This is a genomic window from Gilliamella sp. B2889, assembly GCF_026536885.1.
Taxonomy (GTDB): Bacteria; Pseudomonadota; Gammaproteobacteria; order Enterobacterales; family Orbaceae; genus Gilliamella; species Gilliamella apicola_E.
Genome location: NZ_JAFNNF010000002.1, coordinates 19,142 through 41,680, shown reverse-complemented (window position 1 = coordinate 41,680; position 22,539 = coordinate 19,142). Strand labels below are relative to the sequence as shown.

Annotated in this window: 22 protein-coding genes and 2 pseudogenes; 16 read left to right on the top strand and 8 right to left on the bottom strand. The window is 36.7% G+C overall.

Going from position 1 to position 22,539, the window contains the following annotated elements:
- The 5 genes from J3U09_RS03100 to J3U09_RS03080 all read right to left on the bottom strand — a co-directional run bounded on the left by J3U09_RS03100 (position 1) and on the right by J3U09_RS03080 (position 5,911).
- Positions 1–957: a siderophore ABC transporter substrate-binding protein gene (locus J3U09_RS03100; protein ID WP_267338792.1), complete on the bottom strand. Its 957-nt coding sequence runs from the start codon at positions 955–957 to the stop codon at positions 1–3.
- 200 nt (positions 958–1,157) lie between these two features.
- Positions 1,158–2,591, bottom strand: a complete 1,434-nt coding sequence (gene glnG / locus J3U09_RS03095; RefSeq protein ID WP_267357099.1) for a nitrogen regulation protein NR(I) — start codon at positions 2,589–2,591, stop codon at positions 1,158–1,160.
- A gap of 11 nt (positions 2,592–2,602) precedes the next feature.
- Entirely contained in the window at positions 2,603–3,652 is a 1,050-nt protein-coding gene (glnL, locus tag J3U09_RS03090; RefSeq protein ID WP_267357098.1) for a nitrogen regulation protein NR(II), read from the bottom strand.
- Positions 3,653–3,728: 76 nt separating this feature from the next.
- Complete coding sequence (glnA, locus tag J3U09_RS03085) at positions 3,729–5,138, bottom strand: glutamate--ammonia ligase (RefSeq protein ID WP_267357097.1); 1,410 nt, start codon at positions 5,136–5,138, stop codon at positions 3,729–3,731.
- A 269-nt stretch (positions 5,139–5,407) separates the two neighbouring features.
- Positions 5,408–5,911, bottom strand: a complete 504-nt coding sequence (locus tag J3U09_RS03080; protein ID WP_267352919.1) for a DUF4952 domain-containing protein — start codon at positions 5,909–5,911, stop codon at positions 5,408–5,410.
- A gap of 129 nt (positions 5,912–6,040) precedes the next feature.
- On the opposite strand from J3U09_RS03080, the gene J3U09_RS03075 reads away from it, so the two are divergent.
- The 3 genes from J3U09_RS03075 to gpsA are packed head-to-tail and all read left to right on the top strand — an operon-like array spanning position 6,041 to position 8,022.
- The gene (locus tag J3U09_RS03075) at positions 6,041–6,481 is read left to right on the top strand and encodes a rhodanese-like domain-containing protein (RefSeq protein ID WP_065563713.1); all 441 of its coding nucleotides are present in this window, start codon (positions 6,041–6,043) and stop codon (positions 6,479–6,481) included.
- A gap of 25 nt (positions 6,482–6,506) precedes the next feature.
- Positions 6,507–6,977 (top strand): protein-export chaperone SecB, encoded by a 471-nt coding sequence (secB, locus tag J3U09_RS03070; protein ID WP_065563714.1) that lies wholly within the window; start codon positions 6,507–6,509, stop codon positions 6,975–6,977.
- A gap of 25 nt (positions 6,978–7,002) precedes the next feature.
- Positions 7,003–8,022: an NAD(P)H-dependent glycerol-3-phosphate dehydrogenase gene (gene gpsA / locus J3U09_RS03065; protein ID WP_267357095.1), complete on the top strand. Its 1,020-nt coding sequence runs from the start codon at positions 7,003–7,005 to the stop codon at positions 8,020–8,022.
- Positions 8,023–8,084: 62 nt separating this feature from the next.
- Here gpsA and J3U09_RS03060 read toward each other — a convergent pair whose 3' ends face one another.
- Complete coding sequence (locus tag J3U09_RS03060; RefSeq protein ID WP_267357093.1) at positions 8,085–9,059, bottom strand: hypothetical protein; 975 nt, start codon at positions 9,057–9,059, stop codon at positions 8,085–8,087.
- A gap of 183 nt (positions 9,060–9,242) precedes the next feature.
- Between J3U09_RS03060 and aas the strand changes: the two genes are divergently transcribed.
- From aas to J3U09_RS03000, 13 genes and pseudogenes are all read left to right on the top strand, one after another.
- Complete coding sequence (gene aas / locus J3U09_RS03055) at positions 9,243–11,390, top strand: bifunctional acyl-ACP--phospholipid O-acyltransferase/long-chain-fatty-acid--ACP ligase (protein WP_267332419.1); 2,148 nt, start codon at positions 9,243–9,245, stop codon at positions 11,388–11,390.
- Between the two features lie 15 nt (positions 11,391–11,405).
- Positions 11,406–12,593 carry a lysophospholipid transporter LplT gene (gene lplT / locus J3U09_RS03050; protein ID WP_065563718.1) on the top strand — a complete coding sequence of 396 codons (1,188 nt, stop codon included), beginning with the start codon at positions 11,406–11,408 and terminating at the stop codon, positions 12,591–12,593.
- A complete protein-coding gene (murQ, locus tag J3U09_RS03045; RefSeq protein WP_267342925.1) occupies positions 12,580–13,491 on the top strand; it encodes an N-acetylmuramic acid 6-phosphate etherase in 912 nt (303 codons plus the stop codon). Before lplT ends, murQ begins: the two co-directional genes overlap by 14 nt.
- A gap of 186 nt (positions 13,492–13,677) precedes the next feature.
- Positions 13,678–14,050 (top strand): annotated as a pseudogene (locus tag J3U09_RS10970) (PTS sugar transporter subunit IIA); the annotation flags it as partial.
- A gap of 59 nt (positions 14,051–14,109) precedes the next feature.
- Positions 14,110–14,652, top strand: a pseudogene (locus tag J3U09_RS10965) (PTS system mannose/fructose/N-acetylgalactosamine-transporter subunit IIB); the annotation flags it as partial.
- Between the two features lie 21 nt (positions 14,653–14,673).
- Positions 14,674–15,474: a PTS mannose/fructose/sorbose transporter subunit IIC gene (locus tag J3U09_RS03035; protein WP_267357091.1), complete on the top strand. Its 801-nt coding sequence runs from the start codon at positions 14,674–14,676 to the stop codon at positions 15,472–15,474.
- 16 nt (positions 15,475–15,490) lie between these two features.
- Positions 15,491–16,402, top strand: coding sequence for a PTS system mannose/fructose/sorbose family transporter subunit IID (locus J3U09_RS03030; RefSeq protein WP_267352917.1), 912 nt, complete (start codon positions 15,491–15,493; stop codon positions 16,400–16,402).
- Positions 16,403–16,552: 150 nt separating this feature from the next.
- Positions 16,553–16,921, top strand: a complete 369-nt coding sequence (locus tag J3U09_RS03025) for a DUF956 family protein (RefSeq protein ID WP_065563723.1) — start codon at positions 16,553–16,555, stop codon at positions 16,919–16,921.
- A 262-nt stretch (positions 16,922–17,183) separates the two neighbouring features.
- Complete coding sequence (rpsP, locus tag J3U09_RS03020; protein WP_065563724.1) at positions 17,184–17,432, top strand: 30S ribosomal protein S16; 249 nt, start codon at positions 17,184–17,186, stop codon at positions 17,430–17,432.
- Between the two features lie 18 nt (positions 17,433–17,450).
- Entirely contained in the window at positions 17,451–17,978 is a 528-nt protein-coding gene (rimM, locus tag J3U09_RS03015; RefSeq protein ID WP_267352915.1) for a ribosome maturation factor RimM, read from the top strand.
- A gap of 16 nt (positions 17,979–17,994) precedes the next feature.
- A complete protein-coding gene (trmD, locus tag J3U09_RS03010) occupies positions 17,995–18,747 on the top strand; it encodes a tRNA (guanosine(37)-N1)-methyltransferase TrmD (RefSeq protein ID WP_267330388.1) in 753 nt (250 codons plus the stop codon).
- A 31-nt stretch (positions 18,748–18,778) separates the two neighbouring features.
- Positions 18,779–19,129 carry a 50S ribosomal protein L19 gene (gene rplS / locus J3U09_RS03005; protein WP_065563727.1) on the top strand — a complete coding sequence of 117 codons (351 nt, stop codon included), beginning with the start codon at positions 18,779–18,781 and terminating at the stop codon, positions 19,127–19,129.
- A 151-nt stretch (positions 19,130–19,280) separates the two neighbouring features.
- On the top strand, positions 19,281–19,883 hold the full coding sequence (locus J3U09_RS03000) for a MarC family protein (RefSeq protein ID WP_065735090.1): 603 nt from the start codon (positions 19,281–19,283) through the stop codon (positions 19,881–19,883).
- 93 nt (positions 19,884–19,976) lie between these two features.
- Here J3U09_RS03000 and J3U09_RS02995 read toward each other — a convergent pair whose 3' ends face one another.
- On the bottom strand, positions 19,977–21,362 hold the full coding sequence (locus J3U09_RS02995) for an amino acid permease (RefSeq protein ID WP_220225621.1): 1,386 nt from the start codon (positions 21,360–21,362) through the stop codon (positions 19,977–19,979).
- A 54-nt stretch (positions 21,363–21,416) separates the two neighbouring features.
- Entirely contained in the window at positions 21,417–22,523 is a 1,107-nt protein-coding gene (locus tag J3U09_RS02990; protein ID WP_065735086.1) for an alanine/ornithine racemase family PLP-dependent enzyme, read from the bottom strand.
- Positions 22,524–22,539 lie beyond the last annotated feature (16 nt).

Below are 22,539 nucleotides of genomic sequence, written 5' to 3'. Positions count from 1 at the left end.
TTAATTTGCTGATGATTTTTGTAAAACATCACTTATTTGATCCATCAAACGACTATAAGTTTGAATACCACCAGAGATATACATAGAAGTAGAATCTAAATAAACAATATGGTTTTGTTGCCATGCATCGGTTTTTTGAATTAATTCGTTATTTAAAACCTGTTGTGCAGATTGTGCTTCTTTATTACCAATTGCGTTATCTCTATCAAGCACAAATATCCATTGTGGATTAACACTTAATACAAATTCAGAAGTTACTGCATTACCATGACGTCCTGCTTCTTGGAATGTTGTTGCAGGTTTAAAACCTAATACATCAAAAATAAAACCAAAACGTGATTTAGGGCCATATGCAGACATTTTGCCGCCATTAACCATAATCACTAAAGCCGTTCCAGCAGTGCTAGTTTTTGATTTTAAGCTATCAATTTTTTGATTAAAATCAGCAATTAGTTTTTTAGCTTCTGCTTGTTTACCAAAAATATTACCTAACTGCTCAGTACGCTGCGTCAAACTAGCCACAAAATTATTAGGATCAATATCAAGCGAAATTGTCGGCGCAATATCACTTAATTTTTTATATACATCATTGGCCCGACCACCTGCAATAATCACATCAGGTTGTAATGAACTTAATACTTCATAATTTGGTTCAAATAATGTGCCGACATTGGTATAAGTTTTATCAGCATATTTAGATAAGAACTCGGGAAAATGCACATCAGATTGAGGAACTGCTGTAACGGGAATATTTAATGCATCAATAATATCAAGTGTTGCAGTATTAAATACGACTACTTTTTTCGGATTTTCAGGAACCTCTGTTTTACCTTGAGCATGTTCAACAACAATTGATGTTTTATTAGCGGCAGGTGCTTCTTTTTTATCATCACAACCAACCAAAGCAAATAAAGCGGTTAGTAATACTAAAAATTTAAATTTGATAGATGAAAACATTGTAACTCCTAATTATTAGCTTAGTTCAAAAGCGCGTAAATGATAAATAGAATGATTATCATTTAGGCTGAATTGTAACTAAAAATAAATAAGTGTTCAATGAACTTTGATAAACAAAAAAATCAATAATTAATAAGCTTATAAAAACATCAGCCAATAATATTAAATTAAAGGCTGATTATTGATCAATTCTACGTCAATTAATAATTGGAATCTTCGGATAATTCTTTAAGCTTTCTGGTTAACGTATTTCGTCCCCAACCTAAAAGGTTGGCAGCATCTTGTTTGTGACCACGAGTAAAATTAAGTGCGCATTTCAATAAAATCCGTTCAACTTCACTAACGGTTTGTGTCAATATCCCTGTTTGGCCCGCTAATAATGCTTGCTTAGCCCACTGTTCGAGCATCGTTTTCCAATCTGTTAACGGCTGAGGATGGGTATTAACGTCATAATTAACAGATGTAGCGGGCACCGATAACTGTAAAAGTTCTGGAGGTAAATCTTGAACAAAAATTTCATTATTTGACGACATTACAGTCACCCAACGACAAACATTTTCCAATTGCCTAACATTGCCCGGCCAATTAAACATACATAATAAATTAAGTGCTTCAGGACTCAGCACTTTACTTTCGACGCCTAACTCTTTGGCAGTAGTACGTAAAAAATGTTCAGCCAGTTTTGGAATATCTTGTGCTCTATCTCGTAATGGCGGTAATAAAATACGAATAACATTTAAGCGATGGAATAAATCTTCTCTAAACTTACCTTCTCTTACTCTCGCTTGAAGATCTTGATGGGTTGCGGCAATAATACGAACATCAACTTTAACCGGTGAATAACCACCGATCCGATAAAATTGACCATCGGCAAGCACTCTTAATAATCTCGTCTGCACATCTAACGGCATATCGCCAATTTCATCCAAAAATAGCGTACCACCGTTGGCCTGCTCAAAACGCCCATGCCTTATTTGGGCTGCACCAGTGAATGCGCCTTTTTCATGACCAAACAATTCAGATTCAATCAGATCTTTTGGAATGGCAGCCATATTCAGTGCAATAAAAGGTGACTGAGAACGTGGACTATGGGTATGCAATGCTTTAGCAACTAACTCTTTACCAGTTCCTGATTCGCCGTTAATCAGCACACTAATAGATGATTTTGAAAGTCGCCCAATAATACGAAACACTTCCTGCATTGATGGAGCTTCACCGATAATACCAGTAGAAGCTTTACTGCTAGAAGGACTGCTCGGTTTATTGCTTTGAGTTTGTAAAATAGCTCGTTCCACCAGTTGAATAACTTCATCAACATCAAAAGGCTTAGGAATATAATCATAAGCACCTTTTTGGTAAGCATTAACAGCGGCATCAAGATCGGAATGCGCCGTCATAATAATCACAGGCAAATTGGGCATTTGCTCTTTAATATAATTAAGTAAAGATAAACCATCAATTCCAGGCATTTTTATGTCAGATAAAATGACGGCTGGCTTTTGTGGGTGATTCACTAAAGCATCAATCACATCTTGACCACTTGAAAAACTGATGCAATTAAAATGAGCATTAGTAAGTGCTTTTTCTAACACCCATCTAATCGAACTATCATCATCAACAATCCAAACATTCATTTCAATTAACCTCATTGTTTGATGGGCAGATAGATAGAAAACTCTGTGTGGCCTGGCCAACTATTAAACTCAATTTTTCCATGGTGCTGATCGATAATATTATGAGCAATCGACAAACCGATACCATTACCACCTTCATAACCACTCACCATCGGATAAAACAACGTATCTTGAATATGCACTGGAACGCCAGGTCCATTATCTTCAATATCGATGCGAACACAAAGTCGGTAACGCTGACCATGCAAAGTAACCTGAAATGCCGTTCGCGTTCTTATTGTGATAGAGCCTGTTTTCGAACCAATCGCTTGTATCGCATTACGAATGATATTTAAAACTACCTGTTCAATCTGTTCAGAGTCATGCACTAATTCAGGCAGACTAGGATCATAATCACGTATAATCGTTACGTTTGACGGCTTTTCTAAACTTAAAAGCGCATAAATTCGCTCAATAGCTTGGTGAATATTCTGCTGTTTTTGTTGTAAACGTTGTTGTGGGCCTAATAACCTATCAACAAGATTCCTTAATCTATCTGCTTGTTCAATAATAATTTGTGTATAGTCTTGCAACTCATTTTTAGGCAGTTCACGTGATAATAGCTGCGCTGCACCTCTAAGCCCACCTAATGGGTTTTTAATTTCATGGGCAAGTCCGCGGACTAGCTCACGTGCTGCATTTTGTTGAGCTTGTTGTAATTGTTCTTGGCTTAGTTTTTTATGGCTATTAAGTGGTGCCATTTCTATTAAAATATGGCCATTAGCAAGCAGTTGTGCCGTCAATGATAAAATATGTAGTTCATTATTTATCACTAAATTTACTTCACTATCGGTAAAACCTTGGTTTTGATCTAAGGCATTTTGCATTAAATCAAGGTCTAACGAAAAATACCCTAACAAATCAGGAAGACAACTTTCTAATATTTTTTTAGAACTTTGGGCTAGTAATTGTTGTGCCGCAGTATTGGCATAAAGAATATTGAGCTTTTTATCAAGTAATAAAATATTGGTTATCATAGAGTCGAGAACAAGATTCGCATCAGATTCATTATCAAATGTCATCGTAAGCACTCCGTTCTCATTTTAGATACCACCGCCAAATAGCGGTGGTTAAAACGTTAAATAATAAAATAATGACTTATAGGCTGTAATACAATTCAAATTCAACCGGATGTGGAGTCATGCGTACACGATCAACATCTTGGCGTTTTAAATCGATATAAGCATCGATAGTGTCATCAGTAAACACATTACCACGAGTTAAGAATTCACGATCCGCATCTAAAGCATTTAACGCTTCTTCAAGTGAACCTGCAACTTGTGGAATTAATTTAGACTCTTCTGGTGGTAAGTCATATAAGTTTTTATCCATCGCATCGCCCGGATGAATCTTATTGATAATACCATCTAAACCAGCCATTAACTGTGCAGCAAATGATAAGTATGGGTTACCAGCTGGATCTGGGAAACGAACTTCGATACGACGAGCCTTAGGACTAGTAACAACAGGGATACGAATTGATGCAGAACGGTTACGAGCAGAATATGCAAGCATAACGGGTGCTTCATAACCCGGTACTAAACGTTTATAAGAGTTTGTTGCTGGATTAGCAAAAGCATTAATTGCTTTAGCGTGTTTGATAATACCACCGATATAGAATAAAGCCATTTCAGAAAGGCCAGCATATTTATCACCAGCAAAAAGGTTCACACCATCTTTAGCAAGTGATTGATGGCAGTGCATACCAGAACCGTTATCACCAAACATTGGTTTTGGCATAAATGTCGCGGTTTTACCATAAGCATGTGCAACATTTTGTACTACATATTTATAGATTTGCACTTCGTCAGCTTTTTTAGTTAATGTATTGAAACGGCAAGCAATCTCATTTTGACCAGCAGTTGCAACTTCATGGTGATGAGCTTCAACAACTAAACCTAGTTGCTCCATAATTAAACACATTTCAGAACGGATATCTTGTGAAGAATCAACAGGAGGAAGCGGGAAGTAACCACCTTTTACACCTGGGCGGTGACCTTTGTTACCTTCTTCGTATTTAGTACCTGAGTTCCAAGCAGCTTCAATATCATCAATATGAACAAAACTACCTGACATCGGCGTTCCAAAACGCACATCATCAAATAGGAAGAATTCTGGTTCTGGTCCAAAAATAACAGTATCAGCAATGCCTGATGATTTTAAAAACTCTTCAGCGCGTTTAGCAATTGAGCGCGGGTCACGATCATAGCCTTGTAATGTTGCTGGCTCTAAAACGTCACAACGAATATTCAATGTCACATCTTCAAAAAATGGGTCAATCACGGCACTTGATGCATCTGGCATTAACACCATATCTGATTCGTTAATCCCCTTCCAACCTGCAATTGAAGAGCCATCAAACATCTTACCATCTTCAAAAAAATCTGCGTCAATTTGACTAACTGGAATAGTAACGTGTTGTTCTTTACCTTTAGTATCAGTAAAACGTAAATCAACAAATTTAACATCGTTTTCTTTTATTAGTGTAAAAACTTTTTGTGTAGACATGTAGCTTCTCCATTGAGGACATATAAAATAAATGTTCAGTTCAAAGGCATATTTGCCTATTTATTAAATTATATGCAAATTTGATGCCAATTTTTTAACCACGATTTTTAAACGGTTTTTATTGGTTAGATAATAGCAAAAATTAACATTAATGCACCAAAATAATGCACATAGCACCAAAATAATGCACCGAAATGTAACATACTGCTACTTGCGTTACATTTTGGTGCCATTAATGAAAAGTGAATTTGCTAACTCTTTCGAATGATCTACGATTCTTTTCGATAACCTGTTATTACTAAATAAAAGGTTGTTTTATCCCAATCCTTTTTTAGAGTTTCTTCTGAAATAAATGTAGCCTCATATAATACATTATCTTTTGGATTGACAATTGCTACTGGTTTTAGTTGTTCCCAATAACAACATACGAATTTCAAATCGCCCATTCCCATAGTCTTAATTAAATATTCATGAGCTTGCTTAGCATATTTACCTTCAACTTTATAAATAACCTCAATAGGCCATGTTTGCCCATAGTCGGTTGTCCTACACTTTTCATATTGAAAAAAATCAGGGGCATTTGGATCAATCTCATGGAAAAAGTCTCGACACGTTAAATTCGGATCAAACCCTAATGAACTAGATTGACTATCTTCCTTTAATTCCTCTAGGCTTAGTATTTCGTCAGTATTAAGATTATTTGATTCTGCTAATGCTGACGAAATTAAAGTAACGAAAATGAATGGCAACAAAATAAATCTTTTAAATAACATAGTTTCAATCCTTAAAACTTTTAAATCTTATTAGCTTAAAATAAGATTTCTCCTTTAGGTCTATATTTCAGTAGACAATATCGTTATAATCTTAACCTATTTTTAATAATACTAGGTAATCATAAAAGTATGGACTTTGTTACAATCGAAATTATACCTTTTATCCAAAATCACCTTTTACTTTCATTAGGTTGGATTGTGTTATTTGTTGCAATCATTGTAATGACCGTGAAAAGTAAATTATCAAAAGTGAAAATAATTAATAACGCGCAAGCAATTAGTATGATCAACAAACAAAACGCAGTTATTGTCGATATTCGCTCAGCAGATAGTTTCAAAAAAGGGCATATTACTGAATCTCACAACATTTTACCCGTTGACATTAAAAATGCTAGCGCAAAAACCATTGAAAAATTTAAAGAAGATATTATCATCGTGGTTGATGATAATGGTTTAACATCAGCAAGCATTGGTGAAGTATTAGTCAAACAGGGCTTTTTGCATGTATTTACATTAAAAGATGGTATTGCTGGATGGAACGGCGAAAACTTACCATTAGTTAGAAAATAATATAATATTAAAATAAGGTTTTATCATGACAGAACAAAACAATACACCTGAAACACAATTTGCTATTCAACGCATTTATACCAAAGATGTTTCATTTGAAACAAACAACGTTCCAGAAATTTTCACAAAACAATGGCAACCAGAAATGAATTTAGAACTAAATTCATCATCACAAGCGTTGAGTGAAGGTGTGCATGAAGTTTCTTTACGTGTCACAGTAACAGTAAAACAACAAGAAGAAGTTGTATATATTTGTGAAGTGACTCAGTCAGGTATTTTCTCGCTTATCGGATTTGACGACGCTCAAATTCAACATTGTGTAGGTGCTTATTGTCCTAATATTTTATTCCCTTATGCGCGTGAAGTTATTTCAAGCTTAGTAAATAAAGGAACTTTCCCACAACTTAATTTAGAACCTGTAAATTTTGAAGCTTTATTCATTAGCTATTTGCAACAGCAAGAAGCTAAAACCGAATCGACTGAAACTTTACAGTAATTACTAGTTAATAAAGTCTATGTTTATGAATAAAAATGCAGCAGTGACAGTGATTGGCGCAGGTTCTTATGGAACCTCGCTGGCAATATTACTGGCACGAAATGGCCACTCAACTTTATTATGGGGGCACAACCCAGATAAAATGGCTATTTTGCAACATGATAGACAGAATAGACAATTTTTACCGGATATTTCTTTTCCTGACCAACTTCAAGTTGAAGCGGATCTTAAAACTGCCGTTTCAGCTTCACCAATTTTATTAATTGTTGTACCAAGCCACGCATTTGGTAGCATTCTTAAACAAATCAAGCCATTTTTAAGAAAAGATAGCAAAATTGTTTGGGCAACCAAAGGACTTGAAGTCGATACAGGTCGACTATTACAAGATGTTGCCAAAGAAGTATTGGGTGATAAAATCCCATTAGCGGTTATTTCAGGCCCTACTTTCGCTAAAGAAGTTGCATCAGGCTTACCAACAGCAGTAACCGTTGCCTCAACCGATGATCAATTTCTAACTGAACTCCAAAATTTATTTCACTGTAGTAAATCATTCCGTGTTTATAGCAGTAAAGACTTTATTGGCGTTCAACTTGGTGGCGCGGTAAAAAATGTTATTGCAATTGGTGCTGGTTTGTCCGATGGGCTGGGTTTTGGTGCTAATGCGAGAACAGCTTTAATAACCCGCGGACTTGCCGAAATGATGCGATTAGGCGAAGCTCTTGGTGCCGATCCTGCCACGTTTATGGGGATGGCTGGTTTAGGCGATTTGGTACTTACTTGTACAGATAATCAGTCCCGAAATCGTCGATTTGGTATTTTATTAGGTCAAAACAAATCCATTCAAGAAGCACAAGATATTATTGCTCAAGTGGTTGAGGGTTGCCGAAATACTAAAGAAGTTTGGGCATTAGCTCAAAAATATCATGTTGATATGCCTATCACAGAACAAATCTATAAAGTGCTTTACGAACATAAAGATCCAAAACTTGCAGCCATGTCATTATTGGGTCGCTCACAAAAACAAGAATTAAAAAGCGAGTCTTAGATCTTTAAAAACCCCTCTCCTCAACTTTTTTTGATATGTTGTGGCGTTTTTGGGAGGGCGTTTTAAACACTCATTCCTAGGCCCTTTTCCTTGGCTTTCTGGTAAATATCATAACCAACATAGACATCTAAAACTGCCGTTCCCACACTTTTAAATAACGTGATTTGCTGATCGTTTTGGCGACATTTTTGTGGATCAATAACTAAATCACCTAATTCATAAAAATCTTGTTTTGTAACTAAATGTTGATTAATTGGATCGATAATATCACCCGCCTCAGAAAATACACCATCTTTGGTATCAAGTACGCGAATATCAGCATTTTTAACAATATTACTTGGTATTTCGTGCATTTCTGGCGTGTAAGCACCTACTCCATTGATATGTGTTCCTGGTTTAACCAAATCGCCATTGAATGTCACAACTTTTGATGTAGTGACAGAGGTAATGATATCTGCTTGGCAAATATCTTCATCTAGATCGTTCGAAAAATAGAGGTTAGCGGAGAAATGAGCGAATCGTTTCTTCATCTCTTCAGTAAATTGCTTGCCTTTATTGACATCAAGCCCAAAGATCGCCACATCAGTCAATTGACGGACGGTTAACATCGCTTCTAACTGTGAAGCCGCTTGTCCACCAGTACCAATTAATACGGCTCGTTTAGCATCTTTTCTGGCTAATAAATCGGTAGCTGCACCTTGTACCGCGCCTGTGCGTAATTGGGTCACAAATGTGCCATCTAACATCGCACAAACTTCACCTGTTAACGGATCGATCATAAACACTTGCGCGGGAACAGATGGCTTACCAAGTTTCGGGTTATCAGGAAAAACCGAGACAATTTTCAAGCCAACCACATCATTTTCTTTTATATGAGCAGGCATAATCAAACATTGCCCTTTTTGCATGTCAAAGTTGATGCGTAATGGAACTTCACTATTACCTTGAGTATAGATTTTCAGTGCTTGTTTATCCGCCGCAACAGCATCTTTCATAGTATAGAATTGTTGAATATCTTGGGCAGTTAAAATTAACATTTCGATTCCTTATTTAATATTTATTTTCATATTATTTATTATCCATTATTTAATCTTACCAACAAAAAATTAAATACTCTTGTTTAATATCAATATAAATAGATAATTTTCGCTTTCTTGTATATTTAATTTATTTTCATTATTATTACAAAGTACAATTTTGTACGGAAATTGAGAAATCAGATGTTATTTAAAATATTAAAGTTTTTTCTAAAAATTTTATTTCATGTAAAGATTCAAGGGAATCTCAATAATTTAAAACAAGACAGATTACTTATCACACCTAATCATGTTTCCTTCCTAGACGGCATTTTAATCGGCGTATTTTTACCAGTTAAACCAGTATTTGCTATCTACGCAGGCTACATTGATCATTGGCTAGTCCGTTTAGCCAAACGTTACGTTGATTTTGTGCCAATGGATCCATTAAGTCCAATGGCGATTAAAAGGTTAGTTCGTGAAATTGAAAAAGGACGACCAATTGTTATTTTCCCGGAAGGTCGAATTACCATAACCGGCTCATTAATGAAGATTTATGACGGTGCAGCATTTGTTGCTGCTCGTTCTCAAGCAACGATTGTACCTGTCTGGATTGAAGGTGCAGAATTTACGTTAACTAGCCGTTTAAAAGGCTTATTTAAACGTCATCTATTTCCTAAAATTACAATTCATGTATTGGAACCAACATCAATCCCAATGCCTGATGCACCAAAAGCAAGTGAACGACGATATATTGCTGGTGAAAAATTACATCAAATTATGATGAATGCCAGAATGGCAAGCCGACCAAAATTGACACTTTTTGAAGCGTTGCTCGAAGCCCAAGTTCGTTATGGGGTAAAATCGCGAATGGTTCAAGATCCTACCACTCACGAAGCCTCTTATCGAAACTTGCTTAAGCAAATTATCGGTGTTAGTTGCATTATTTCTAAGATTACCAAACAAAAAGAAAGAGTTGGTTTATTGCTCCCTAATGCAACGATTACTGTTGCAACTATTTTTGGTCTATCAGTCAAAAATCGTATTCCAGCCATGCTTAATTATACAGCAGGAACTAAAGGGTTAACCTGTGCAATTACTGCGGCTGAAATAAAAACGATCATTACTTCACGCAAATTTATTCAAAAAGGTAAGCTTGATTATCTATTAGAAGAAATTAAGGACGTAAATTGGTATTTCCTTGAGGACTTGCGTAGTAGTTTGACTTTTGTTGATAAACTTTATGTTGCACTTCATCAATACATTCCACGTTTAGTGAAACGACAACAATCAAGTGATGATGAAGCTTTAGTGTTATTTACATCAGGCTCAGAAGGCAATCCTAAAGGTGTAGTGCACAGCCATGGTAGTTTATTGGCAAATGTTGAACAGATTCGTACCGTTATCGATCCGACACCGGCTGACCGTTTTATGTCCGCATTGCCATTATTCCATGCTTTTGGTATTACTGCTGGTTTATTCTTACCGTTGTTTTCTGGAAGTCGTACCTTCTTATATCCAAACCCACTACATTATCGTATGGTGCCAGAAATCATTTATGACCAAAACTGTACCGTGTTATTTGGCACACCAACATTTTTAGCCAATTATGCTCGCTACGCTCATCCTTATGATTTTATGCGATTACGTTATGTGGTTGCCGGTGCTGAAAAACTTTCCGATGCGGTGCGTGAACAATGGAAAGATAAATATGGCATTCGAATCTTAGAAGGTTATGGCGTAACCGAATGTGCACCAGTTGTTGCCCTTAATGTGCCAATGGCATTTAAAGCAGGAACTGTTGGTCGGCTATTGCCAGGTATGCAATCAAGATTAATACCTATCCCAGGGATTACCAATGGCGGGGAATTACAGCTTAAAGGACCTAACGTAATGAAAGGGTATTTACGAGTTGAAAAACCCGGTGTACTTGAAGAGCCTGTTGCCGTTGATGAAAATGGTAATGCAGAAAAAGGCTGGTATGATACTGGCGATATCGTAGATATTGATAAAGATGAGTTTTTGACAATTAAAGGACGACTGAAACGCTTTGCTAAAATTGCTGGCGAAATGGTTTCACTGGAAAGTGTTGAAGCGCTAGCTAGAAAAGTCGATCCTGATGCCATGCATGGCGCTACAGTAAAAGCTGACGCAGCTAAAGGTGAAGCGCTTGTGCTATTTACTACTTCAACTACATTAACTCGAGAACAGCTTAATCAGGCAGCACAAGATTTAGGTATTCCTGCATTAGCCATTCCTAGAGATATTCGTGTGGTTAAAGAATTACCATTGCTTGGTACTGGCAAAATCGATTTTATTACGCTACGCAAAATGGCTGATGAAAATGAATAATAGCAAGGATTCACTATGAATAAACAGCCTTTATTAACTGTTGGCATGGCTGCAACCATGCTAGCCCAGTTTTTTTCAGCCTTTGCTGATAATGCTATTTTCTTTGCAATATTAGCTTTTATTAAACAACTCAATTATCCAGAGTGGAGCCAATCGGCATTACAAATCGGTTTTGTCATCCCTTTCATCCTTCTTTCGCCATTTGTTGGTCAATTTGCTGACAGCATGTCTAAAGGCAGAGCGATGATGATCTCAAATGGTATTAAATTATTAGGTGCTGCTGTTATTTGCCTAAATATCAATCCATTTTTAGGTTATTTTCTAGTTGGTGTGGGAGCAGCCGGTTATTCACCAGCAAAATATGGTATTTTAGGTGAGCTAACCTCAGGCGATAATTTAGTGAAAGCAAATGGTTTAATTGAAGCATCAACAATTGCAGCTATTTTACTAGGCTCACTTGCTGGAGGCCATATTGCTGACTTAAACATCACATTTGCATTACTTACTTGTGTAATAATGTATGGCCTAGCTGTTATAGCAAATATTTTTATTCCTAAACTTCCTGTCGCTCGAAAAGACATTGAGTGGAAGTTTATGAGTATGATAAAGGATTTTGCTAAAACCTTTAAAATTATTTTCAATAATAAACAAGCACTTTATACTTTACTCGGCACTAGCCTATTTTGGGGAGCGGGTATTACCTTGCGCTTTTTATTAATTAGCTGGGTGCCAATTGTGTTAGGTATTACTGACAACTCAACCCCAACAAATCTAAATGCCGTTGTGGCAATAGGTATTGTTGTTGGTGCTGGCCTTGCTAGTGCTATGGTTTCAATATCCAATACATTACGGTGTATTCCAGCAGGAATATTAATGGGGTTTGCCGTCATTGCATTTACCTTGCAAAGCAATATGACGAGTTCTTATATTCTATTAGTGATTATTGGTGCTTTAGGTGGTTATTTTTTAGTCCCACTAAATGCATTAATTCAAAAAATGGGGAAAGAGCTTATTGGTGCTGGTAGTGTAATTTCAATACAAAACTTAAGCGAATATAGTGCAATGATGATTATGCTCAGTGCTTATACGTTAGCTATTGCTTGTGGATTATCTGTTATTACTATCGGTGTAGGTTTTGGTATGCTATTTGCCATTCTTATCGGGTTTGTATGGTTAGGTTTAAAATCACATGTCAAACATTAATTTATCAGCAATGATCACCGAAAATCGCAATAGTGCGAGCGAGAACATCGACTGCGCATCCACCCTTGAAATACTTCAAATTATCAATAATGAAGATAAAAAAGTGGCAATCGCTGTCGAAAAACAATTAGCTAATATAGCCAATGCGGTAGATGCAATTAGCGATGCTTTCTTAAATCATGGCCGTTTAATTTACCTTGGTGCCGGCACTTCTGGACGATTAGGTATTTTAGATGCGAGCGAGTGCCCACCTACTTACGGAACGCCTCCAGAACAAGTCGTTGGATTAATTGCTGGCGGGCACCCTGCCATATTTAAAGCGGTTGAAAATGCAGAAGATTCACCCGAGCTAGCAGTTAATGATCTAAAAAATATCAATTTTAGCAAAAAAGATATTTTAGTAGGTATCGCAGCAAGTGGCCGCACACCTTATGTTATCGGCGGTATGCAATATGCTCAATCACTGGGTTCAACAGTAATTAGCTTATGTTGCAACCCCAATGCACCGATGATTAACTTGGCCAATATTGCCATTACCCCAATTGTTGGCGCAGAAGTAGTTAGCGGTTCATCAAGAATGAAAGCCGGTACAGCACAAAAATTAGTACTTAATATGTTAACCACAGCCAGCATGATTAAAATTGGTAAGGTTTACGGTAATTTAATGGTTGATGTTGAGGCCACTAATGCTAAACTCGTAGAACGTCAAATATCAATTGTCATGCAAGCGACCGATTGTAGTCGGGAGACGGCTATCTCCACGCTAAGTCAATGTAACAAAAATTGTAAAACAGCTATTTTAATGATTCTTGCAGGTTTAACAGCTCAGCAAGCAAAAACAGCATTACAACAAAATAACGGTTTTATCCGTAAAGCATTAGAACAAAGCAATAAATAATCTTTCTTAGCATTACACAAATGTTACTATTCTGATAAAGAAAGATTATTCTAAAATTTAGCAATATATTTTATCAAACCTTGATGAAGATCGAATTTATAAATCATATTGTTAACTAAAATAAGTAAATAGATTTATTTTATTAACTTTATATTAGCAATAATATAAAAAACTGGGAGGTACGTTATGGTTGGAATAATCTTGGCAACTCATGGTGAGTTTGCTGAAGGTATTTTACAATCAGGGACGATGATATTTGGAGAGCAAGAAAACGTTAAAGCCGTTACTTTGCATCCAAGTGATAGTCCTGAAAGTTTAAAGGAACGGATGCTGGCAGCAATTGCTACTTTCGATGATCAAAATGAAGTACTTTTTTTAGTCGATTTATGGGGTGGAACACCATTTAACCAAGCCAATACACTCTGTGGAGAACATCCAAATTGGGCTATCGTTGCAGGTTTAAATCTTCCAATGTTGATTGAGGCATACTCATCACGTTTATCGATGGAGACCGCCAAAGAAGTGGCTGCCGCCATTATTGAATCAGCCCAAGATGGTATTAGAACAACGGTTGAAGTGGCAACTAAACCAACGCAAAACAATCAACAAACAAGCACTATCCCTGAAGGTACTGTTTTAGGTGATGGTAAATTGAAAATTGTATTAGCTCGCGTTGATTCACGCTTGTTACACGGACAAGTGGCAACATCTTGGACTAAAACGACTAACCCTAATCGTATTATTGTGGTTTCAGACTCAGTTGCCAAAGATGAATTAAGGAAAAAACTGATTGAAGAGGCCGCACCTCCTGGTGTTAAAGCCAATGTTGTGCCAATAAAAAAAATTATTGAAGTTGCGCATGATCCCCGTTTTGGTAACACCAAAGCCTTATTACTTTTCGAAAACCCTGAAGATGTACTTCGCGCTATAGATGGCGGTGTTGATATTCAAACATTAAATGTTGGTTCAATGGCGCATTCTGTCGGCAAGGTAATGGTCAACAAAGTGCTGTCAATGAGCGCTGAAGATGTTGATACATTCGAGAAATTAAAAGCGAAAAATGTGAAATTCGACATTCGCAAAGTACCTAATGATTCTGAGGATAATATGGATGAATTATTAAAGAAAGCGAAACAAGAATTAGCTGAACAAAAGAATTAGTTTAATTAAGGGGTTATTATTATGACTTTATCAATTATTGCTATCATTTTAGTGATAGTTATTGCGTTCTTAGCTGGAATGGAAGGTATTTTAGACCAATTCCAATTCCATCAACCATTAGTTGCTTGTTCACTAATTGGTCTAGTGACAGGAAATCTAGAAGCTGGCGTAATGTTAGGTGGTTCATTACAGATGATAGCATTAGGCTGGGCAAATATTGGCGCAGCGGTTGCACCTGATGCCGCGCTTGCTGCTGTTGCTTCATCTATTATTTTAGTTCTTGGTGGACAAGGTGAGGCTGGAGTATCGACAGCTATCGCTATTGCCATCCCACTAGCAGTTGCTGGCTTATTTTTAACGATGATTGTGCGAACTATTGCCGTTCCATTAGTGCATTTAATGGATGCTGCAGCAGAGCAAGGTAATATCCGAAGAATCGAATGGTTACAAATATTAGGGGTTTGTTTACAAGGTTTACGTATTGCAATACCAGCAGCAGCGCTGTTATTTATTCCTGCTGAAGTGGTAAAAGACGCATTAAATTCAATGCCTAAATGGCTATCAGAAGGTATGGCTATTGGTGGAGGCATGGTAGTGGCTGTTGGTTATGCGATGGTAATTAATATGATGGCAAGTCGTGAAGTTTGGCCATTTTTCATTATCGGTTTTGTTGTTGCCGCGATATCACAATTAACCTTGATTGCAATTGGTGCTCTAGGTATTGCTCTAGCACTAATTTATCTAAATCTTTCTGAACGTGGCAATTCATCAAATGGTGGTAGTAAAGGCGATCCACTTGATGATATTTTAAATGATTACTAAGAACTTGGAGAAGAACATGACAGATCGAATTCATTTATCGAAAAAAGACCGTTTATCGGTAGCTTGGCGTTCAACTTTCCTTCAAGGTTCTTGGAACTACGAACGTATGCAAAATGGTGGCTTGGTTTATTCAATGATTCCTGCTATCAAAAAATTATATACCACAAAAGAAGATCGTTCGGCAGCACTTAAACGCCATTTAGAATTTTTCAATACACATCCTTATTTAGCATCACCTGTACTTGGTGTGACGTTAGCCCTTGAAGAAGAACGAGCTAATGGAGCGCCTGTAGATGATGTAACTATTCAAGGGGTAAAAGTGGGAATGATGGGACCTTTAGCTGGGGTTGGTGATCCAGTTTTCTGGTTTACACTTCGTCCTATGCTTGGTGGACTAGGTGCCTCACTTGCCTTAAGTGGTAATATTCTAGGTCCAATTCTATTCTTCCTACTTTGGAACATTATTCGCATGTGCTTCATGTGGTTTACCCAAGAATTAGGTTACCGTACTGGTTCTAAAATTACCGATAACTTAAGTGGTGGTGTACTCCAAAAAATCACTAAAGGTGCGTCTATCTTGGGGATGTTTGTACTGGCAGCTTTAGTACAAAGGTGGGTATCAATAAAATTCCAACCAGTCGTATCAACCGTAAAATTAGATAATGGTGCATTTATTGATTGGAATTCCCTACCTGCTGGTGCCGAAGGTATACAAAAAGCATTGATGCAAATGCAAGAAGGACTCGCACTTAGTCAAAACCAAGTAATGACTTTACAAAATAACTTAGATCTATTAATTCCTGGACTTGTACCATTACTATTAACGTTCTTCTGTATGTGGTTACTTCGTAAAAAAGTATCACCTATTATAATTATTCTTGCACTATTTTTAGTCGGTGTTACTGGTCATGTTATTGGTCTTTTATAAAGCCAACAATGTTGACAAAAAAAGTTGAGGAGCGCACTTTTTAAGCAAAAATGCTGTTTTTCCTCAAACATAAATCACCCTTTTCTCCATAAATAATGAGAAAAGGGTGCCTTAGCAACTCAGATTAAAATAATGGATATAAGTAGCTAAATGGTTCAATCATTAAATACCAAAGTAGATTTAACAGTAAAAGCGACTGCTTTTTCAGGTTTTTCAGAATATGGCCAGATTATGATTGGTGATAAGGCGTTCGAATTCTATCATCAACGCGATCCTCGGAAATATATTCAAATTCCTTGGGAAGAGGTCGATTATGTTATCGCATCGGTATTTTTTAAAGGTAAGTGGATATCTCGTTACTCCATACAAACAAAAAAAGACGGTACGTTCGCTTTTGCGTCCAAAGAGCCGAAAAAAGTATTAAAAGCAATACGTGTCTATGTTGATAGCAAAAAAATGGTCAAAGCGTTAGGATTTTTTGACGTGTTAAAACGAGCTTTGTTCCGGAAAAAGTCTTAAAGATCAACCATCACTTTTAAAATATATCATTATATAGCAAGCAAGCTCACCATTATCAATGAAGCTAATTATTTATAATATAACTAGTTAAAAAGATGAATTTATGTTCATTTATAACTAAGCTTGTCGATAACTGATGCTACCTAACTTTCTCACACACAATCAGCCATTGCACTTTTTGCTAGAAAGAGTATAATTTTGGGGCTTTGATTTTGTCCGTGTTGGGCAAAAGAAAGATTATTTTTTAATTTAAGAGGATGTTATGGTAACTATTCGTTTAGCTCGTGGTGGCTCTAAAAAGCGCCCTTTTTATCAAGTAGTTGTCACTGATAGCCGTAACCCACGTGATGGTCGTTTTATTGAGCGCGTTGGCTTTTTTAATCCAATTGCACAAGGTAAAGCAGAAGAATTACGTTTAGATCTTGATCGCGTAAATTATTGGGTTGGTTTAGGTGCTACTATTTCTGATCGTGTTAATACATTGATCAAACAAGCACAAAAAGCTGCTTAATTAAGTAATAGTGTAAAGATGAATACTGAGAATCTAATCGTTGTTGGTAAACTTGGTTCAAGCTACGGCATTCGTGGATGGCTCAGGATTTTTTCGTTTACAGAATTTCCAGATAGTATTTTTGATTACAAACCTTGGTATATCCAGCGTGCTGGAAAATGGCAGGAAGTAATCGTTGAGAGCTTTAAACCTCATAATCAAGATATGATTGTCAAACTCAAAGGCGTTGATGATCGAGATCAAGCCAATGCGTTAACTAATGCTGAAGTATTCGTTGATGCAGAAGAATTGCCTGAGCTTAATCAAGGCGATTTCTATTGGAAGGATTTGATTGGCTGTAGTGTGAAAACAATTAACGGTTATGATTTAGGTCAAGTAACTGATTTAATGGAAACCGGTTCTAATGATGTGTTGGTTGTTAAAGCAAATCTAAAAGATGCATTTGGAGCAACAGAACGTTTAATTCCTTTTGTTGAAGAACAATTTATTAAACAAGTTGATTTAACAACAAAAATGATTGTGGTCGATTGGGATCCCGCATTTTAATCGGTAAGGTAAGAATATGTGGATTGGCGTAATTAGCCTTTTTCCCGAAATGTTCCAAGCTATTACCTGTTATGGTGTAACTGGTCGAGCAGTAAAAAACGGACTGTTAACAGTAGAATATTGGAACCCGCGCGATTTTGCGCATGATAAGCATAAGACTGTCGATGATAGGCCTTATGGTGGTGGTCCCGGCATGTTAATGATGGTACAACCACTTAGAGATGCGATTCATGCTGCGAAAGCAGTAGCAGGTGAAAATACAAAAGTAATCTATCTTTCCCCACAAGGGCGCAAATTAAACCAACAAGGTGTTTGCGAGTTGTCACAATATCAAAAATTGATTTTGATTTGTGGTCGATATGAAGGTATAGATGAACGCGTTATCCAAACCGAAATTGATGAAGAATGGTCAATTGGGGATTACGTGTTAAGTGGCGGTGAATTACCGGCGATGACAATGATTGATGCATTAGCAAGGTTTATTCCAGGTGTATTGAATCATGAATCATCAGCAGAAGAAGACTCTTTTGCAAACGGTTTACTTGATTGTCCACACTATACCAGACCTGAGGTGTTAGATGGAATGGCGGTGCCTGATGTGTTAATGTCTGGTCACCATGAAGCGATTCGTCGCTGGCGATTGAAACAATCACTAGGACGAACTTGGTTGAGAAGAGAAGATCTTCTTGAAAATCTAGCTCTGACTGATGAAGAGCAACGTTTACTCACTGAATTCCAACGTGAATATCGTGATAAACCGAGCCATTAATATTTCAGTATAACTAGTAAGAGACAAAATTATGAAAAATGCAATTATTCAGCAATTAGAACAAGAACAAATGAAAAAAGACATCCCGTCTTTTCGTCCGGGTGATACGGTAGAAGTTAAAGTATGGGTTGTTGAAGGTAACAAAAAACGTCTTCAAGCATATGAAGGTGTGGTTATTGCAATTCGCAATCGTGGTTTACATTCTGCATTTACAGTACGTAAAATTTCGAATGGCGAAGGTGTTGAACGAGTATTCCAAACTCACTCACCAACTGTTGATTCAATTACTGTGAAACGTCGTGGTCAAGTACGTCAAGCTAAACTTTACTACTTACGCGAACTTCGTGGTAAAGCGGCTCGTATTAAAGAGCGCCTTAACTAATTCAAATTGGTTAATATTTAATAAACTATTAAAATTATATCCAATTAAATATGGTCACCTTTATGGTGACCGTTTTTATGTGTATAGTTGATTCCCGCCAACAATTGTTGACAGATTTCAAGCAATATCTAAAGCTATAAAGGGTAATACTATGGATAACTATCTTGTTGAAATTCTCGCCACCACAACCAAGTTATTCGCGTTAATGACACCACCAGCAGTGCTAAGTGCATTCTTAAGTGGTACTAAACAATATGATGAACAACAACGCCGAAAGACTGCACTTAAAACATCGTGTGCCGTTTTTATTATTGGTATTGTGTTATTCTTTTTTGGTAACGCCATGTTTAGTGTGTTTGGTTTTACACTCGATGCTTTTAGAATTGGGTCGGGAGCATTACTATTTATTACCGCTGTTTCATTGATGAATGATTCACCTGAAAAAAATAAAATTCATACTGATGATGATGATATTAGTGTGGTTCCTCTTGCAATACCTTTATGTATGGGACCAGCCTCCATTGGTACGATTATTGTTATGGGGACAAGTTCGGTAGGTATGCAAAACCTGATTGGCGCCCTTTCGCTATTGATTGCCTCAAGCGGTATTTATGCCATGTTACTATGCGCAAAAAGCATTGCTAACGTTTTAAAAAATACTGGTATTGCAATTTTGTCAAAACTTACTGGGTTATTAATATCAGCTATTGCCGCTCAAGTTGTATTTACTGGCGTCTCTGCATTTTTAAAATAAGTTTTATAATTCAGATAATTAAAATTTCAATTCTAACAGTAAGTAATCACCTACAATTGCTAGTTAAGGTGATTACATAAACTGATAATAAAGTTAATCGGATTTACGTTTTTTGAAAAAGTAATATGAAGCTAAAATTACGAAAATTAAGATTATCTCAGATAATAAAATAAAATGCCCTGATTCACCAAACCATACCCCAACAATAATAATAATGTTAACAGTAATAGAAATCATCGCTAACCAAGGAAATAGCGGAGATTTAAATTTGATCATATCTTTAGAGTATTTGCCTTCATTCACTCCCTTACGAAATTGATATTGGCACCAAGCAATAATAATCCAAGCAAAACAACCAACTTGTCCAGTACTTGCTACCAGATAGAGATATAATTTTTCAGCAGCAATATATTTAGAAAACAGCGAAACTAACGCAATAATTGCGATAAATAATATTCCTTTAGTTGGCACGCCTCGTTTATTGACTTCTGAAAAGTATTTTGGTGCTAAATCATCTTGAGCCATCGACCATAGCATTCTCGAGCTGGCATAAACAGCCGAATTAGCGGCCGATATTGCAGCACAAAAGATAACAAAGAGCATCACATATGAAGCAAAGGTAATCCCGGCTTTATTGAATACCCAAACAAATGGGCTAATTTCATTATGGGTTGCTCCATAAGGGTAAACTAGTGCTAACACTGCAATCGCTAACACATAAAACAAGATAATACGAAAAGCCACACCAGTGATAATTTTTGGCAATACGCTTTGAGGTGATTGCGCTTCACCCGCTGCACTACCAATTAATTCGACGCCCTGAAATGAATAAGTAACAATTGTCATACAAACAAAAATTGATAAAAATCCACTAGGAAACCAACCTTGTTCGGTTTTAAGTGTTGGTAATACATGTGTTTGATTATATTGATGATAAAGTAAATAAATGCCAACAGCTATAAATGCAATAATTGCCAATACTTTTATCGTTGAAAACCAGTATTCACTTTCGCCAAAAGCTCTAACAGACGTTAAATGGACACAAGTAATAACGGTTAAAATAATTAGACTAAGAATATAGATGGGAATAGAGGAAAAAACTTGGTGAGCGATCATCGAAGCTGCAGTTAAGTCAGCAGCCATAGACAGTACCCAGCTTAACCAATATAACCAGCCAATGGTATAACTCCAAATAGGATGTGGAATAAACATTAGTGCATAATGCTGAAAAGAACCCGCATGTGGGAATGCACAAGAAAGTTCACCTAAGCAAAGCATGGTCGACAGCATAATACTACCCGCTAGTAGATATGCGATAATCGTGCCTAACGGTCCAACCGTGCTAAGTGGTGCTGCAATACCAATAAATAATCCAGTTCCTATTGAGCCACCTAACGAAATCATCAATAAATGACGATTTTTTAAGTTTTTCTTTAAGGTACTGGGATAAGGACTTTCTTGAGATTCTGATGTTGCCATGTAAACCGCCTAGTAATCAATAATAGCTGCTGGTTGCCCAGCAGCTGATAGATATTAATAAACAAACCGTTTTTCTACACCATTGGTTTGGCAAGCCATAAGTAGGGCTGTATAATCAAGCTCAAACCCAATCATATCGCCAACACGTAATGTTTCAGAAACATCTTCAATATCAACAATAGTATGATCGCTGGTTTGACCTAAGACCGTAATGTTGTCATTAATCGGTATACAGCTTTCTGCTGGCACATCTTGACGGCCAAAAGCGAGAAGCGCGCGTTTACGAGTACCATGATCAACAAAAGTTTTGCTGTTCAAAAAGGCATCAACACCTAATTCTCCAACAGGAACGGTTGGTTTACTATTAAGCTCGATGATTTGTGCATACAATTTATACATGTCACTACAAGCTTTTTCTACAGGTTTGTTTGAGTGATGAAACTCATCAAGATATTTCATATCCACATACTCAATACCAAACTCATGTAAACCACCAATTCGAATGTGATTAAGCCCTTCTGGCCAGATCCCTTTATCAAGCAGATGGTAACTTGTACAATTACCAGCTGATAGATACTTGATCTTGATATTACAAGCTTCTTCTACTTTACGCGCTATGTGTAAAAAATCCACACCATTTTTAACAGTTGGTAGAACAGTACCATAGCAGTTGAAGTTGGTCCCAAGCCCATAAAGCTCAACACCCGGTAAAGATAAGATTAGTTTGACTGTTTCGATGATATCATCGACATGTTCAAACCAAATACCTTCACGTAAATCGCCCATATCAACCATTAAAAGTACTTGATGGACTTTTTGTTGTTTTACCGCTTCATCAGAAAGTGCTTGGATAACTTGTTTTTCACTGTTTAAGCTAATATCTGCGTATTTCACTACTTCACTGATCTCACTTAAACAAGGACTACGTAATAAACAAGTTTTACAATTTAAAGCATCTTTAAGTTTCTTCAAATTGTAGGTCCTTGATTCAGCTATAACATCAATACCACCATCAAGCACCGCTTTGGCGGTTTCAACACAGCCATCAAAGACTTTATTTACCGCCATCACTTCAATGCCGTGTTTAGCAAGAAGCTCTTTTTCAACACGGGCATTGTCTTTTAATTTACCTAAATCAATTTCCAATATAGGTTTGTACATAAATTTACTCCTCTAT

Excerpts from the sequence above, each read along its gene's own strand:
- J3U09_RS03100 (WP_267338792.1), bottom strand. The coding sequence starts at position 957 with ATGTTTTCATCTATCAAATTTAAATTTTTAGTATTACTAACCGCTTTA.
- glnG (WP_267357099.1), bottom strand. The coding sequence starts at position 2,591 with ATGAATGTTTGGATTGTTGATGATGATAGTTCGATTAGATGGGTGTTA.
- glnL (WP_267357098.1), bottom strand. The coding sequence starts at position 3,652 with ATGACATTTGATAATGAATCTGATGCGAATCTTGTTCTCGACTCTATG.
- glnA (WP_267357097.1), bottom strand. The coding sequence starts at position 5,138 with ATGTCTACACAAAAAGTTTTTACACTAATAAAAGAAAACGATGTTAAA.
- J3U09_RS03080 (WP_267352919.1), bottom strand. The coding sequence starts at position 5,911 with ATGTTATTTAAAAGATTTATTTTGTTGCCATTCATTTTCGTTACTTTA.
- J3U09_RS03075 (WP_065563713.1), top strand. The coding sequence starts at position 6,041 with ATGGACTTTGTTACAATCGAAATTATACCTTTTATCCAAAATCACCTT.
- secB (WP_065563714.1), top strand. The coding sequence starts at position 6,507 with ATGACAGAACAAAACAATACACCTGAAACACAATTTGCTATTCAACGC.
- gpsA (WP_267357095.1), top strand. The coding sequence starts at position 7,003 with ATGAATAAAAATGCAGCAGTGACAGTGATTGGCGCAGGTTCTTATGGA.
- J3U09_RS03060 (WP_267357093.1), bottom strand. The coding sequence starts at position 9,059 with ATGTTAATTTTAACTGCCCAAGATATTCAACAATTCTATACTATGAAA.
- aas (WP_267332419.1), top strand. The coding sequence starts at position 9,243 with ATGTTATTTAAAATATTAAAGTTTTTTCTAAAAATTTTATTTCATGTA.
- lplT (WP_065563718.1), top strand. The coding sequence starts at position 11,406 with ATGAATAAACAGCCTTTATTAACTGTTGGCATGGCTGCAACCATGCTA.
- murQ (WP_267342925.1), top strand. The coding sequence starts at position 12,580 with ATGTCAAACATTAATTTATCAGCAATGATCACCGAAAATCGCAATAGT.
- J3U09_RS03035 (WP_267357091.1), top strand. The coding sequence starts at position 14,674 with ATGACTTTATCAATTATTGCTATCATTTTAGTGATAGTTATTGCGTTC.
- J3U09_RS03030 (WP_267352917.1), top strand. The coding sequence starts at position 15,491 with ATGACAGATCGAATTCATTTATCGAAAAAAGACCGTTTATCGGTAGCT.
- J3U09_RS03025 (WP_065563723.1), top strand. The coding sequence starts at position 16,553 with ATGGTTCAATCATTAAATACCAAAGTAGATTTAACAGTAAAAGCGACT.
- rpsP (WP_065563724.1), top strand. The coding sequence starts at position 17,184 with ATGGTAACTATTCGTTTAGCTCGTGGTGGCTCTAAAAAGCGCCCTTTT.
- rimM (WP_267352915.1), top strand. The coding sequence starts at position 17,451 with ATGAATACTGAGAATCTAATCGTTGTTGGTAAACTTGGTTCAAGCTAC.
- trmD (WP_267330388.1), top strand. The coding sequence starts at position 17,995 with ATGTGGATTGGCGTAATTAGCCTTTTTCCCGAAATGTTCCAAGCTATT.
- rplS (WP_065563727.1), top strand. The coding sequence starts at position 18,779 with ATGAAAAATGCAATTATTCAGCAATTAGAACAAGAACAAATGAAAAAA.
- J3U09_RS03000 (WP_065735090.1), top strand. The coding sequence starts at position 19,281 with ATGGATAACTATCTTGTTGAAATTCTCGCCACCACAACCAAGTTATTC.
- J3U09_RS02995 (WP_220225621.1), bottom strand. The coding sequence starts at position 21,362 with ATGGCAACATCAGAATCTCAAGAAAGTCCTTATCCCAGTACCTTAAAG.
- J3U09_RS02990 (WP_065735086.1), bottom strand. The coding sequence starts at position 22,523 with ATGTACAAACCTATATTGGAAATTGATTTAGGTAAATTAAAAGACAAT.